This is a genomic window from Streptomyces lushanensis (genome assembly GCF_001700515.1).
In the GTDB taxonomy this organism is placed as follows: Bacteria; Actinomycetota; Actinomycetes; order Streptomycetales; family Streptomycetaceae; genus Streptomyces; species Streptomyces lushanensis.
This window is the reverse complement of record NZ_MAUD01000015.1, coordinates 1-14,016: the sequence shown is the minus strand read 5'-3', so window position 1 is coordinate 14,016 and position 14,016 is coordinate 1. Positions and strand designations below refer to the sequence as shown.

At 72.4% G+C, this 14,016-nt stretch carries 11 protein-coding genes and 1 pseudogene; 8 read left to right on the top strand and 4 right to left on the bottom strand.

Going from position 1 to position 14,016, the window contains the following annotated elements; all coding sequences use genetic code 11:
* The first annotated feature begins 69 nt into the window (after nt 1-69).
* The gene (locus BFF77_RS01295; RefSeq protein ID WP_066942878.1) at nt 70-888 is read left to right on the top strand and encodes an ABC transporter ATP-binding protein; all 819 of its coding nucleotides are present in this window, start codon (nt 70-72) and stop codon (nt 886-888) included.
* Between the two features lie 39 nt (nt 889-927).
* On the opposite strand, the gene BFF77_RS01290 is transcribed toward BFF77_RS01295, so the two are convergent.
* Nucleotides 928-1,275 (bottom strand): SCP2 sterol-binding domain-containing protein, encoded by a 348-nt coding sequence (locus tag BFF77_RS01290; protein ID WP_066942876.1) that lies wholly within the window; start codon nt 1,273-1,275, stop codon nt 928-930.
* A gap of 42 nt (nt 1,276-1,317) precedes the next feature.
* Here BFF77_RS01290 and BFF77_RS01285 point away from each other — a divergent pair, with 42 nt between their 5' ends.
* The 5 genes from BFF77_RS01285 (at nt 1,318) to BFF77_RS01265 (ending at nt 6,770) form a co-directional block, all read left to right on the top strand.
* Complete coding sequence (locus tag BFF77_RS01285) at nt 1,318-1,701, top strand: hypothetical protein (protein ID WP_425424324.1); 384 nt, start codon at nt 1,318-1,320, stop codon at nt 1,699-1,701.
* A 36-nt stretch (nt 1,702-1,737) separates the two neighbouring features.
* Entirely contained in the window at nt 1,738-2,553 is an 816-nt protein-coding gene (locus BFF77_RS01280) for a TlyA family RNA methyltransferase (RefSeq protein ID WP_066942874.1), read from the top strand.
* A gap of 104 nt (nt 2,554-2,657) precedes the next feature.
* Nucleotides 2,658-3,635, top strand: a complete 978-nt coding sequence (locus BFF77_RS01275) for an NAD kinase (protein WP_425424325.1) — start codon at nt 2,658-2,660, stop codon at nt 3,633-3,635.
* An 82-nt stretch (nt 3,636-3,717) separates the two neighbouring features.
* Complete coding sequence (gene recN / locus BFF77_RS01270; protein ID WP_211280126.1) at nt 3,718-5,469, top strand: DNA repair protein RecN; 1,752 nt, start codon at nt 3,718-3,720, stop codon at nt 5,467-5,469.
* Between the two features lie 209 nt (nt 5,470-5,678).
* A complete protein-coding gene (locus tag BFF77_RS01265; protein ID WP_066942870.1) occupies nt 5,679-6,770 on the top strand; it encodes a glycosyltransferase family 4 protein in 1,092 nt (363 codons plus the stop codon).
* A 46-nt stretch (nt 6,771-6,816) separates the two neighbouring features.
* Here the strand turns inward: BFF77_RS01265 and BFF77_RS01260 are convergent, their stop codons facing one another.
* Nucleotides 6,817-8,445, bottom strand: coding sequence for a PucR family transcriptional regulator (locus BFF77_RS01260; RefSeq protein ID WP_066942868.1), 1,629 nt, complete (start codon nt 8,443-8,445; stop codon nt 6,817-6,819).
* Nucleotides 8,446-8,589: 144 nt separating this feature from the next.
* A complete protein-coding gene (locus tag BFF77_RS01255) occupies nt 8,590-10,416 on the bottom strand; it encodes a glycoside hydrolase family 15 protein (RefSeq protein WP_245703016.1) in 1,827 nt (608 codons plus the stop codon).
* Nucleotides 10,417-10,815: 399 nt separating this feature from the next.
* Here BFF77_RS01255 and BFF77_RS01250 point away from each other — a divergent pair, with 399 nt between their 5' ends.
* Both BFF77_RS01250 and BFF77_RS01245 read left to right on the top strand, forming a co-directional pair.
* Nucleotides 10,816-12,510, top strand: coding sequence for a CTP synthase (locus tag BFF77_RS01250; protein ID WP_066942866.1), 1,695 nt, complete (start codon nt 10,816-10,818; stop codon nt 12,508-12,510).
* A gap of 104 nt (nt 12,511-12,614) precedes the next feature.
* Nucleotides 12,615-13,241 (top strand): NUDIX domain-containing protein, encoded by a 627-nt coding sequence (locus BFF77_RS01245; RefSeq protein ID WP_066942864.1) that lies wholly within the window; start codon nt 12,615-12,617, stop codon nt 13,239-13,241.
* Between the two features lie 250 nt (nt 13,242-13,491).
* Here BFF77_RS01245 and BFF77_RS35405 read toward each other — a convergent pair.
* Nucleotides 13,492-14,016 (bottom strand): annotated as a pseudogene (locus tag BFF77_RS35405) (hypothetical protein); the annotation flags it as partial.

Sequence of the window (14,016 nt, the reverse complement as noted above, 5' to 3'; positions counted from 1 at the left end):
GTCCGTGTCCGTAAGCGTGCCACCGGGGGGGGCGGCACGCTTACGGACACGGACACCAGGAGTACGACCATGCAGCGCCTCACCGCGGAATCGGTGACACTCGGCTACGACCAGCGGATCATCGCCCGCGATCTGTCCGTGGAGATCCCCGACCACTCGTTCACGGTGATCGTCGGTCCGAACGCCTGCGGCAAGTCGACATTGCTGCGTGCGCTCTCCCGGATGCTCAGACCGTCCCAGGGGCGTGTCCTGCTCGACGGCACGGCCATCCACACGATGCCCGCCAAGAAGGTCGCCAGGACCCTCGGTCTGCTGCCCCAGTCGCCCCTCGCGCCCGACGGGATCACGGTCGCGGACCTGGTGGCGCGTGGCCGCTATCCGCACCAGGGGCTGCTGCGCCAGTGGTCGCCGGAGGACGAGCGCACTGTCGAGGAATCGATGGTCGCGACCGGTGTCGACGAACTGGCTGATCGGTATGTCGACGAATTGTCCGGCGGCCAGCGTCAGCGTGTCTGGATCGCGATGGCCCTCGCCCAGCAGACACCGCTGCTGCTGCTCGACGAGCCCACCACCTTCCTCGACATCCAGCACCAGATCGATGTGCTCGACCTCTGCGCCGAACTGCACGAGACCCAGGGCCGTACGCTCGTCGCCGTTCTGCACGACCTCAACCACGCGGCCCGTTACGCCACGCATCTCATCGCGATGCGTGACGGCGCGATCGTGGCGGAGGGACCGCCCGCGGAGGTCGTCACGGCCGAGCGCGTGGAAGAGGTGTTCGGGCTGCGCTGCCAGGTGATCGAGGACCCGGAGACCGGTACGCCGCTGGTGGTGCCGGCGGGGCGGCGGGCCCGGCGTCCCGCCGTGCCCGGACAGCCGGCGAAGTGAGAGGACGGGCCGGGAGGCTCGGAGTACCGGCCGGGAGGCTCAGAGCAGGGTGCGCAGGCGCAGCAGGTCGCGGAAGCCCGCGTCCAGCCTGACCCGTCCCGCGCCCCACGCGCGGGCGAAGTTCAGCTCGCCGTCGACCAGCGCCACCAGATCGTCGCCCGCCATGGCCAGTCCGATCTCCGCCTTCTGCGGGGGCGGGCCCTGCAAGGTCTCCGCGACCTCGATCCGGCCGTCCACGAGACGGCCGGTGAACGTGAGGTCCAGATCCGTGATGTGGCAGCTCAGGGAACGGTCGAGCCCGGCCGCGGTGCGGACCCTCCCGTCCGCGCGTGCCAGATTGTCCGAGAGCTTTTCGAGTGCGCTGCGGCACTCCTCCGTCGTCGCCATCGTGATCGACGGTACCGCAGGGCTTCGCGGTAGCGTCTGGGCATGAGCGACTCCATGGCGGGACCGGCCGCCGGACCGGCCGGGAACGGACCGGCCGAGAGCGGACCGGGGGCGGCGGGACCTCCCGCGGACGACCCGGCGGCGCCGCGCCCGCTCGGCCTGGTCACCGTGCCGACCGGCGACACCGCGGTGGACACGTGGCTGGCCCGGCTCGGCGACGCCGACCACCTGCCGACGGACGGACATGTCGAGGTGTACGAGGATGTACACCGTGGGCTGCGTGACGCGCTGACCGCGCTCGACGCACGTCCGGCGCCCCAAGGCCCCCAAGGATCAAGACCGCAGGGACCGTACGGGACCCACGGCACCGTCCAGGGACCTCGGGGACCCCGGGGCGCTCCGGGCCCGGCCCCGGGCCCCCGGTGATCCTTCTCGCGTACGACCACAGGAGCTGAACCGAACGTGGCAGGACTGGCACGCCGCCGTCTCGATGCCGAACTGGTACGCCGTAACCTCGCGCGCTCACGTGAACACGCGAGCCAGCTCATCGCGGCGGGCCGGGTGACCGTCGGCGGCGCCACCGCGACCAAGCCGGCCACCCAGGTCGAGACGAGCGCCGCCGTCGTCGTCACCGCGGACGACGGCGATCCCGACTACGTCTCGCGCGGCGGGCACAAACTCGCGGGCGCGCTGGCGGCCTTCACCCCGCTCGGTCTGGAGGTCCGCGGCCGGCGGGCACTGGACGCGGGCGCGTCCACGGGAGGCTTCACGGATGTCCTGCTGCGGGCCGGCGCCGGCCATGTGATCGCGGTGGACGTCGGCTACGGGCAACTCGCCTGGTCGCTGCGGAGCGATGAACGTGTCACCGTCAAGGACCGTACGAACGTACGCGAGTTGACGCTCGACGCGATCGAAGGGAAGCCTGTGGATCTGGTGGTCGGTGATCTTTCGTTCATTCCCCTGGGGCTGGTGCTGCCCGCGCTGGCGCGCTGCGCCGCGCCCGGCGCCGATCTCGTACTGATGGTGAAACCGCAGTTCGAGGTGGGTAAGGAGCGGCTGGGCAGCGGCGGAGTCGTCCGCAGTCCCGAGCTGCGGGCCGAGGCCGTACGGGCGGTGGCGCGGCGGGCCGGTGAACTGGGCCTCGGGGTGAAGGGGGTCACCGCGAGTCCGTTGCCGGGGCCGTCGGGAAACGTCGAGTACTTTCTGTGGCTCCACGCCGGAGCGCCCGAGTTGGACCCGGCGGATGTCGATCGTGCAGTGGCGGAGGGACCCCGTTGACCACGCAGCCCGCGCAGAGCACCGAGCCCGCGCAGACCATCCAGAGCACCCCGACCACCCCGGACATCTCGGCCTCCCTGATCACCGGGAGCGCGCCGGTCACGCTGGGCGCCCAGCACACCCCGGCCGCCGAACCGGCTCCGGCCCTCACGGCCACCGGGACCACCGGGAGCCGGCGGTCCGCCAACGCCGACCGCACCGTGTTCCTGCTGGCCCACACCGGCAGGCCCGCCGCGATCCGCAGCGCCGAACTGGTCGTGAACGGACTGGTGCGCAACGGTCTCGGCGTCCGCGTGCTGGCCACCGAGGCGAACGATCTGCCGCTGCCGCCGTCCGTCGAGACCGTGCCCGAGGCCGCGCCCGACGTGCTCGACGGCTGTGAGCTGCTGATCGTCCTCGGCGGGGACGGGACGCTGCTGCGCGGCGCGGCCTTCGCACGGGCCTCCGGCGTTCCCATGCTCGGCGTCAATCTGGGCAGGGTCGGCTTTCTCGCCGAGGCGGAACGGGACGATCTGGACAAGGTCGTCAACCGCGTGGTCACCCGTGCGTATGAGGTCGAGGAGCGGATGACGATCGATGTCGTCGTGCACAGCAACGGCGATGTGGTCCACCGGGACTGGGCGCTCAACGAGGCGGCCGTGCAGAAGGTCTCGCCCGAGCGGATGCTCGAAGTCGTCCTGGAGATCGACGGGCGGCCCGTGACCGCCTTCGGCTGCGACGGCATCGTGTGCGCCACACCCACCGGTTCGACCGCGTACGCCTTCTCGGCCGGCGGTCCGGTCGTCTGGCCGGAGGTCGAGGCGCTGCTGATGGTGCCCATCAGCGCCCATGCCCTGTTCGCGAAGCCGCTGGTCACCTCGCCGACCACGGTCCTCGCGGTGGAGGTGCAGGCGCACACGCCCAACGGTGTGCTCTGGTGCGACGGGCGCAGAACCGTCGAACTGCCGCAGGGAGCCCGTGTGGAGGTGCGGCGCGGTGCCGTGCCCGTACGGCTGGCGCGGCTGCACCACGCGTCGTTCGCGGACCGGCTGGTGGCCAAGTTCGCGCTGCCGGTGTCGGGCTGGCGCGGGGCACCTCACTGAGGCGCACGGTCGCGACGGACCCCTCCGCCGGGCGAACCGGGGTGGGGTCCGTCGCGCGGCGGTGCCGGGACCTCGTATGGTCATGACCGTGTTGGAGGAGATGCGGATACGGTCGCTCGGGGTCATCGACGACGCGGTCGTCGAGCTGTCGCCAGGCTTTACCGCGGTGACCGGTGAGACCGGCGCGGGCAAGACCATGGTCGTCACCAGCCTGGCACTGCTGCTCGGCGGGCGCGCGGATCCGGCGCTGGTACGGATCGGTGCCAGGGCGGCGGTGGTGGAGGGCAGGCTCACCATGGCCGCGGGCACGCCCGCGGCCGTACGGGCCGAGGAGGCCGGCGCCGAGCTGGACGAGGGGACGCTGCTCGTCAGCAGAACCGTCTCCGCCGAGGGGCGCTCACGGGCGCACCTGGGCGGGCGCTCGGTGCCCGTGGGCGTACTGGCCGAGCTGGCGGACGATCTGGTCGCGGTGCACGGCCAGACGGACCAGCAGGGACTGCTGCGGCCCGCGCGGCAGCGGCAGGCCCTCGACCGGTACGCGGGCGAGGGTCTCGCCGGGCCCCAGGCCGCGTACACGGCGGCGTACCGCAGGCTGCGCGCCGTCGCCACGGAGCTGGAGGAGCTGACCACCCGGGCCCGTGAGCGGGCGCAGGAGGCCGATCTGCTGCGCTTCGGGCTGAACGAGGTCGCGGCCGTCGAGCCGAGGGCGGGAGAGGACGCGGAGCTCGCCGCGGAGGCGGAGCGGCTCGGCCACGCGGAGGCGCTCGCGTCCGCCGCGGCCGTGGCGCACGCGGCGCTCGCGGGCAATCCCGAGGACCCGGAGGGCGTCGAGGCGACCACCCTGGTCGCGGGCGCGGGCCGGGCGCTGGAGGCTGTACGGTCCCACGACCCGGTGCTCGCCGGCCTCGCCGAACGGATGGGCGAGATCTCGATCCTGCTGGCGGACGTGGCGGGCGAGCTGGCCGGTTACGCGGACGATCTGGACGCCGATCCGCTGCGGCTGGCCGCGGTGGAGGAGCGGCGGGCCGCGCTCACCGCGCTCACACGCAAGTACGGCCAGGACGTCTCCGCCGTACTGGTCTGGGCCGAGGAGAGCGCCGCGCGGCTGACCGAGCTGGAGAGCGACGACGACCGGATCGCCGGGCTGACGGCCGAGCGTGACGCTCTGCGCTCCGAACTGTCCGTACTCGCCCAGGCGTTGACCGACGCCCGCACGGAGGCCGCGGAGCGCTTCGCGGAGGCCGTCACCGCGGAGCTGGCCTCGCTCGCCATGCCGCACGCGCGCGTCTCGTTCGACATCCGGCAGACCGAGTCCGCGGACGAGATGTCCGGGATCGTGGTGGGCGGGCGTTCCGTGGTGTACGGCTCGCACGGCGCCGACGAGGTCGAGCTGCTGCTGGCCCCCCATCCGGGCGCCCAGCCCCGGCCGATCGCCAAGGGCGCGTCCGGCGGTGAGCTGTCCCGGGTGATGCTCGCGGTGGAGGTGGTCTTCGCGGGCTCCGATCCCGTACCGACCTATCTCTTCGACGAGGTGGACGCGGGTGTCGGCGGCAAGGCGGCGGTCGAGGTGGGCCGCCGGCTGGCGAAGCTCGCCAGATCCGCGCAGGTGGTGGTGGTGACGCACCTTCCGCAGGTCGCGGCCTTCGCCGACCGCCAGCTGCTGGTCGAGAAGACGAACGACGGCTCGGTGACACGGTCCGGGGTGACCGTCCTGGAGGGCGAGGACCGGGTACGGGAGCTCTCGCGGATGCTGGCGGGCCAGGAGGACTCGGAGACGGCGCGCGCGCACGCGGAGGAGCTGCTGGCCACGGCCCGGGCGGGTTCGGGACCGTAGGGCCGTGGTGCGGGGCCCGCTCCGGCGGGAGTCGGCCCCGACCCTCGCGTCCCGTGTCGCAGGCACGCCGTGGGTTCACCCGTGTGGGTGGTTGCGTCGGCCGGCTCGCGGTGCCGGACACAAGAACGGCCGCCCCGCGGTGCCTGAACGCACGTCCGGACTGGCATCCTTGACGGTGTCCCCGATCCCGATCCAGGAGCCTTGACCACGTGACTCAACTGCGTACGGTCCAGGTGCTGGGCGGTGGCAGTGCGGGCAGCAGCGCGCACGTTCGATCGCTGGCGGCGGGGCTGGTCGCCCGGGGCGTGCGCGTCACGGTGTGCGCCCCCGCGGATGTCGAGCGCGTCTATGACTTCAGCGGGTCGGGGGCGCACCATGTCGCCGTGGCACGGCGCGGGGACCCGGCGTCCGTCGCGACCTTGCGCGCCGCGTGCGCCGGAGCGGACGTGGTGCACGCCCATGGAGTGCACGCCGCCGTACGGACGGCGATCGCGCTCGGCGGCCGGCGGATACCGCTGGTGGTCACCTGGCACACCCGTACGCAGACCGAGGGCCCGCGCGGCCATCTTGTACGGCTGCTGGAGCGAAGGGCCGCCAGGGCGGCGGCCATTGTGCTCGGCGCGTCCTCGGAGCTGGTCGACCGGGCCCGCAGCAGAGGCGCGCGCGACGCCCGCCTCGCGCCGGTCGCGCTGCCCGCGTCCAGCCGGCCGGTCGGCGGCCCCGAGAGCAAGGCCCGTGCCGAACTCGGCGCGGTCGAACGTCCGTTGCTGATGGCCGTGGGCAGTCTCCGGCCGGAGCAGGGGTACGACACGCTGCTCGACGCGGCCGAGGTGTGGCGTCGCCTCGATCCCGCGCCGCTGCTCGCCGTCGCGGGCGAGGGCCGGGAGCGTGGACGGCTCCAGCGCCGTATCGACGCGGCCGAACTGCCGGTGCGGCTGATCGGCCGCCGTGACGATGTCGCCGAACTCCTCGCCTCCGCCGACATCGCCCTGCTGCCCAGCCGCTGGGAGGCCCGCTCGGTCCTCGCGCAGGAGGCGCTGCGGCTGGGCGTACCGCTGATCGCCACGGCGGTCGGCGGGATCCCCGAACTGGTCGGCGACGCGGCGGAACTCGTGCCGTACGGGAACGCGAAGGCCCTCGGCGACGCGGTGGTACGGCTCCTCGGCGACCCGGACCGCAGGCAGTGGCTCGCCACGGCGGGCCGGGCACAGGCGGAGACCTGGCCGACGGAGGACGAGACCATCGCCCAGGTCCTCTGTGTCTACGACGAACTGGCCCAGCCCGCACGCCGCCTCCGCTGAGCGCCCCGGCCGGGGCAGCGGCCGGGGCCGCCGGCCGCGTGCCGGGTCACTTCGTGTGGCGTCTGGCCCGGAGCGCCAGGCTCAGGGCCAGGACCGTCTGCGGGTCGTCCAGGTCCGTGCCCAGCAGTTCGGCGATGCGGGCCAGGCGGTTGTAGAGCGTCTGGCGGTTCAGATGGAGCGCGCGGGCCGTCTCCGCCTTGCGGCCCGCGTGGGCGAGATAGACCTCCAGCGTGGGCAGCAGCGCGGGGCGGGAGGCGCGGTCGTGGGCGCGCAGCGGGCCGATCGCGCGGTCCACGAAGGCGGCCAGGTCCTGGTGTTCCCGCAGCCGCCACAGCAGCAGGTCGATGTCGAGGCGGCGCGCGTCGTACCAGGGGCGCTCGGACAGGCCCTGCGCCGCCGTCGCGGTCTCCGCCGCGTGCCGCAGCGCCGCGCCCGCCGCCGCCCAGCCGCCCGCGACCCCGACGACCACCACCGGCGGCTGCGCGCCCGCGCGTTCCGGACCGGCCCGTGCCACGCCCGTGCGCAGCGCCGTGGCGACCCGGTCGGCCACCGGCGTACGTTCCGACTCGGAGCGCAGGCCCAGCAGCAGCGGAACCCGGCCCTCCACCGGCCGTACGCCCAGCAGCACCGGGACGCCCACCGACGACAGCTCCTCCAGCACCGCCTGCGCCAGCAGCGCCCAGTTGCCCGACGGCAGCGGCTCCGGGCCCAGCCGCATCACCACCGGCAGCAGCGGTCCCTCTCCCGGCCTGAAGCCCAGTACCCGTGCCTGCGCGGGCGCGTCCTCGGCGAGGATCCGGCCCTCGGCCAGATCGGTCAGAAAATCACCCCGGCCGCGCGCCGCCAGCTCCTCCTCCTGGCGTGCCTGCATCAGGACGACGGCCAGGATGCCCGCCGCGCGCTCGGCCGCCATACGGTGCACCGGCAGCGGCGGTGCCGACACGGCGGGCAGCACCAGACGGGCCCGTACCGCGCCCGTACCGTGGCCGCCGCCCGGCACGTCCACCAGCACCGCTCCGGCGGGCGGCCCGGCGTCCCGCGCCGACCGCTGGCCGCGCAGCCCCTCCCAGATCTGCAACGGGTCGGCCGCCGCCGGTCCCGCGCCGGGCGCCGCCGCGTACAGCAGCTGCCCCTCCGCCGTCTCCAGGAAGACCGGATTGCCGGCGAAGTCCGCGAGGATACGGAGCACGCGCGGTACTCCGCCGCCCTCCAGCAGCGCCTCCGTGCACCGCCGGTGGACCTCCTCGGCCTGCCGCAGCAGCGCGTAGTGGCCGTTGACGATCTCGGTGTGGACCTCCTCGGTCACCGAGACGAAGGGCACCTCACGGTGGAGCTGCACGAGCGGCAGCCCGGCCGCCCGCGCCGTCTCCACCAGCGCCGCAGGCAGCCGGTCGAAGCGCGGCCCCAGCTCCACCACCAGCGCCGCGATCCCCCGGTCGGCGAGCCGGTGCACGAAGGCGCGCTGGTCGGCGGAGCGGGTGCCCAGACCGAGCCCGGTGGTGAGCAGCAGCTCGCCGCCCTTGAGCAGCGAGGCGATGTTGGGCACCTCGCCCGCGTGCACCCAGCGGACCGTACGGTCCAGCCGGTCCGCGCAGGCGACGACCTCGGGGAGACCACCGCGCAGTCCTGGCAGCTCAAGCGCCCGCCGTACGGTGATTCCGCCCTGACTGTCCATGAAGCCGGAGGCTACCCGCGGTTACGGCCGACGGGAAACGCCGGCACCGACGGGACGCGAGCGGGGGCGGAAGGGCGAGCGGGGGGCGGGAAAGCCCGAGGCCGGGACGGAGGAGCGCCCTCCGTCCCGGCCTCCGGACCGTCCTCAGCCTCCGTAGGCTCCCGAGGCCGTCAGCCGCAGCGCCGTGTCGATCAGCGGCACATGGCTGAACGCCTGCGGGAAGTTCCCGACCTGACGCTGCAACCGCGGGTCCCACTCCTCGGCCAGCAGCCCCAGGTCGTTCCTGAGCGCCAGCAGCTTCTCGAAGAGCTTCCGCGCCTCGTCCACCCGCCCGATCATCGCGAGATCGTCGGCCAGCCAGAACGAGCAGGCGAGGAAGGCACCCTCGTCGCCCTCCAGCCCGTCGACGCCCGCCTGGTCGCCGGAGGTCGGATAGCGCATCACGAAGCCGTCCTCCGTGGACAGCTCGCGCTGGATCGCCTCGATCGTGCCGATGACCCGCTTGTCGTCCGGCGGCAGGAAGCCCATCTGCGGGATGAGCAGCAGCGAGGCGTCCAGCTCCTTGGAGCCGTACGACTGCGTGAAGGTGTTCCGCTCCTTGTCGTACCCCTTCTCGCAGACATCGCGGTGGATGTCGTCCCGCATCTCGCGCCAGCGCTCCAGCGGCCCGTCCGCCTCGCCGGACTCGATCAGCTTGATCGTCCGGTCGACCGCGACCCAGGCCATCACCTTGGAGTGCACGAAGTGCCTGCGCGGCCCGCGCACCTCCCAGATGCCCTCGTCCGGCTGGTCCCAGTGCTTCTCCAGATAGCGGATCAGCTTGAGCTGGAGCACCGACGCGTAGTCGTTACGGGCCAGGCCCGTCATGTGCGCGAGATGCAGCGCCTCGGTGACCTCGCCGTAGACGTCGAGCTGGAGCTGGTGCGCGGCGCCGTTGCCGACCCGGACCGGGCCCGAGCGCTCGTAGCCGGGCAGCCAGTCCAGCTCGGCCTCGCCCAGCTCCCGTTCGCCCGCGATCCCGTACATGATCTGGAGGTTCTCCGGATCGCCGGCGACGGCGCGCAGCAGCCACTCGCGCCAGGCGCGGGCCTCCTCGCGGTAGCCGGTGCGCAGCAGCGAGGAGAGCGTGATCGCGGCGTCGCGCAGCCAGGTGTAGCGGTAGTCCCAGTTCCGTACGCCGCCGATCTCCTCCGGCAGCGAGGTGGTCGGCGCGGCGACGATGCCGCCCGTCGGCGCGTACGTCAGGGCCTTGAGCGTGATCAGGGAACGGACCACCGCCTCGCGGTAGGGCCCGTGGTACGTGCAGTGCTCGACCCACTCGCGCCAGAAGTCGGAGGTCGCCTCCAGCGAGCCCTCGGGATCGGGCAGCGCGGGCGGCTGCCGGTGCGAGGGCTGCCAGCTGATCGTGAAGGCGATCCGGTCGCCCGGCGCCACGGTGAAGTCGGAGTAGGTGGTGAGGTCCTTGCCGTAGGTCTCCGCCGTGGTGTCCAGCCAGACCGAGTCGGGTCCGGCGACGGCGACCGTGCGGTTGTCGACCTTGTGCACCCACGGCACCACGCGTCCGTAACTGAACCGCATCCGCAGCGCGGAGCGCATGGGCACCCGGCCGCTGATGCCCTCCACGATCCGGATGACCTGCGGAGCGCCGTCGCGCGGCGGCATGAAGTCCGTCACGCGCACCGTGCCGCGCGGGGTGTCCCACTCGGATTCCAGGATGAGTGAGTCTCCGCGGTAGCGGCGCCTGGCCGCCCGCGGCGGCACGGAGCCGGCGGGATGCGCCGGCCCCAGCCGCCAGAAGCCGTGCTCATCGGTGCCGAGCAGTGCCGCGAACACGGCATGCGAATCGAAGCGGGGCAGGCACAGCCAGTCGACTGTGCCGTCCCGGCAGACCAGGGCAGCGGTCTGCATGTCTCCGATGAGTGCGTAATCCTCGATGCGCCCGGCCACGTGCATCTCCAGTCGAACGGCCATGTCCGCCCCGCGGGGCGCGTACTTCGGTCAAGAGTCGTTGACGAGCTCATCTTCCGGGAAATCGGGCGGGGTGTGCCGATGCCGGCCGGACTCGGCAGCGAACGTCCGAGCAGGATACGACGCACCTGGGACTTCTGCGCCACGGTCCCGGCAACATCGGTCCGACGAACATCGTGGCCAAGGGTGACTCCGGGGACAAAGGGTGACACCTGCGAAGGGAGTGGGACGCGTGGCCGGAACCGGCCTCGTCGCGTCGCTGATACCCTGGTAGCCCGTGGACCGGTGGACTCCCAGCAACGCGAAGGGGCCCCGAACCCGCAGCGACGGAAGTCCCTCACCGCTTCGGCAGGGACACCGGTACGCACCTCAGACCGCGACCACGGGAGCCCCCTCTTGGCCATGCCGACCCGATCCTCGACATCCTCGACGACCAAGCACATCTTCGTCACCGGGGGCGTCGCGTCCTCCCTCGGCAAGGGCCTGACCGCCTCCAGTCTGGGTGCGCTGCTCAAGGCGCGTGGTCTGCGGGTCACCATGCAGAAGCTCGACCCGTACCTCAACGTCGATCCCGGCACCATGAACCCGTTCCAGCACGGTGAGGTGTTCGTCACCAACGACGGCGCCGAGACCGATCTGGACATCGGCCACTACGAGCGCTTCCTCGACGTGGATCTCGACGGCTCCGCCAATGTCACCACCGGCCAGATCTACTCCCAGGTCATCGCCAAGGAGCGGCGCGGCGAGTACCTGGGCGACACGGTTCAGGTCATTCCGCACATCACCAACGAGATCAAGCACCGTATCCGGCGGATGGCGACCGACGACGTCGACGTCGTCATCACGGAGGTCGGCGGCACGGTCGGCGACATCGAGTCGCTGCCCTTCCTGGAGACCGTCCGCCAGGTACGCCACGAGGTCGGCCGCGACAACGTCTTCGTCGTGCACATCTCGCTGCTGCCCTACATCGGCCCGTCCGGAGAGCTGAAGACCAAGCCGACACAGCACTCGGTGGCGGCTCTGCGCAACATCGGAATTCAGCCGGATGCGATCGTGCTCCGCGCCGACCGGGATGTCCCGCTTCCGATCAAGCGCAAGATCTCGCTGATGTGCGATGTGGACGAGGCGGCCGTGGTGGCCTGTGTGGACGCCAAGTCGATCTACGACATCCCCAAGGTGCTCCACACCGAGGGCCTGGACGCCTATGTCGTAAGGAAACTGGATCTGCCGTTCCGCGATGTGGACTGGACGGTCTGGGACGATCTGCTGGACCGGGTCCACAATCCGGACCACGAGGTGACCGTCGCGCTGGTCGGCAAGTACATCGATCTGCCCGACGCCTATCTGTCGGTGACCGAGGCGCTGCGCGCCGGCGGGTTCGCCAACAAGGCACGCGTCAAAGTGAAGTGGGTCACATCGGACGACTGCAAAACTCCGGTCGGCGCGGCACGGCAGCTCGCCGATGTCGACGGGATCCTGATCCCGGGCGGCTTCGGGGAGCGCGGGGTCACCGGCAAGGTCGGTGCGATCCAGTACGCGCGGGAGAACGGCGTCCCGCTGCTGGGAATCTGTCTGGGACTCCAGTGCATCGTGATCGAGGCCGCGCGCAATGTGGCGGGCATCCCCGACGCCAACTCCACCGAGTTCGACTCCGGCACCGCGCACCCGGTGATCTCGACGATGGAGGAGCAGCTCGCCTACGTCGAGGGCGCGGGCGATCTGGGCGGCACGATGCGGCTCGGTCTCTACCCGGCGAAGCTCGCCGAGGGCTCGATCGTGCGCGAGGTCTACGACGACCAGCCGTACGTGGAGGAGCGCCACCGGCACCGCTACGAGGTCAACAACGCCTACCGCGCGGAGCTGGAGAAGAAGGCCGGTCTGGTCTTCTCGGGCACCTCGCCCGACAACAAGCTGGTCGAGTACGTCGAGTACGCCCGCACCACGCATCCCTATCTGGTCGCCACCCAGGCCCACCCGGAGCTGAGGTCCCGCCCGACCAGGCCGCACCCTCTCTTCACCGGTCTGGTGAAGGCCGCGGTGGACCGCCGCCGGGGCGGGCGGCCCGGCTCACCGGAGCGCGTGGCCGCCGGCGCGTAGGCGATACGGTGGAGCCGGGGCGACGGGGGTCTTCCAGCATTCCTGCCCCGGTTTTCCGCGTGCGCGTCCTCCGCGTGCGCGCGCTGTGTGGAAGGACGCTTTTCATGACCATCAAGGACGCCCCCGAGGAGTGGCGGATCACCGCCACCAGGACGCCCTTCCGCGGCAACAAGACCAGTGTCCGTACGGATGATGTGGTCATGCCCGACGGCACGGTCGTCTCACGTGACTACCAGGTCCACCCGGGCTCCGTGGCGATCCTCGCGCTGGACGACGAGGGCCGGGTGCTCGTCCTGCGCCAGTACCGCCACCCGGTACGCCAGAAGCTCTGGGAGATCCCGGCCGGTCTGCTCGACGTACCGGGCGAGAATCCGCTGCACGCGGCGCAGCGCGAGCTGTACGAGGAGGCGCATGTCAAGGCGGAGGACTGGCGGGTGCTGACGGACCTCTACACCACTCCCGGCGGCTGTGACGAGGCGGTACGGATCTTCCTCGCGCGCGATCTGTCCGAGGCGCAGGGCGAGCGCTTCGAGGTCTCCGACGAGGAGGCGGACATGGAGCTGGCGCGGGTGGACCTCGGGGAGCTGACCCGGGGTGTGCTCGCGGGCGAGCTGCACAACAACTGTCTGGTCGTGGGCGTTCTCGCGCTCGGCGCGGTGCTGGCGGGCGACGGCGTCGAGGCGCTGCGGCCGGCGGACGCGCCGTGGCCCGCCCGTCCGTTTGAATCCTGAGCCCGACGGGCTTGTCGACATCCTGAGCCCGACCGGCTTGAATACCGGGCCCGGCGGCGCGTCGCGAGCCCGGCGTGCGTGTCCTGAATCGCGGTCACTCGATCTGACGATACGACTGATCCGATCGGGGGATCGGTCGGCCGCGCTCCACCGCTTCCGTCGCAGAGAGTGAACTACGCTCGAACCGCCCGTGCGGAGATCCGCCGGGCTCGGCTCGTGCGCAGGCGGACGGAGCGTGGCCCGTGACGGATCAGGCGGTGGATGTGGGCGGCTCCGGCCGTACGGGCGCCACGGGGAAGAGCGGCGGCTCCACCGACGCGGAGCCGGACGCCGCAGCGGTGAACGAATCCGATCGTCCCTCGGGCAGGCGGCGTGGCCGCCGGTCCAGGCAGGCCGCCGTGAAGGCGCCCCAGGACGGTTCCGAGACGAAAGGTACGGCCCGGGTGAAGCTCCCGGAGAGTCCCGAGGACGCGACCAGTGACACGTCCGCCGCGGTGACGGAGAGTGGCCCTTCGTCGGCCGCACGGCGCCGTCGTCCCTTTCTGAGACGCCGTCCCGCCGCGGTCGCCGTGTCCGCGTCCGGCGACGGGTCCGCCGCCGACGCGTGCGCCGAGGGCGAGTCCGCCCCGGACGGGTCCGCCGAGGGCGGGGCCACGGTTCCGGATTCCGTGGATTCCGCGGGCCCCGCGTCCGTCGGCACGGCCGCCGGGAAGGCGGCCCTTCCGGCCGGGTCACCGGCCCCGCCCGTGTCCGCGACCGCCACGACCGGGCCCGC

Excerpts from the sequence above, each read along its gene's own strand:
- BFF77_RS01295 (WP_066942878.1), top strand. The coding sequence starts at position 70 with ATGCAGCGCCTCACCGCGGAATCGGTGACACTCGGCTACGACCAGCGG.
- BFF77_RS01290 (WP_066942876.1), bottom strand. The coding sequence starts at position 1,275 with ATGGCGACGACGGAGGAGTGCCGCAGCGCACTCGAAAAGCTCTCGGAC.
- BFF77_RS01285 (WP_425424324.1), top strand. The coding sequence starts at position 1,318 with ATGAGCGACTCCATGGCGGGACCGGCCGCCGGACCGGCCGGGAACGGA.
- recN (WP_211280126.1), top strand. The coding sequence starts at position 3,718 with ATGACCGTGTTGGAGGAGATGCGGATACGGTCGCTCGGGGTCATCGAC.
- BFF77_RS01260 (WP_066942868.1), bottom strand. The coding sequence starts at position 8,445 with ATGGACAGTCAGGGCGGAATCACCGTACGGCGGGCGCTTGAGCTGCCA.
- BFF77_RS01255 (WP_245703016.1), bottom strand. The coding sequence starts at position 10,416 with ATGGCCGTTCGACTGGAGATGCACGTGGCCGGGCGCATCGAGGATTAC.
- BFF77_RS01250 (WP_066942866.1), top strand. The coding sequence starts at position 10,816 with ATGCCGACCCGATCCTCGACATCCTCGACGACCAAGCACATCTTCGTC.
- BFF77_RS01245 (WP_066942864.1), top strand. The coding sequence starts at position 12,615 with ATGACCATCAAGGACGCCCCCGAGGAGTGGCGGATCACCGCCACCAGG.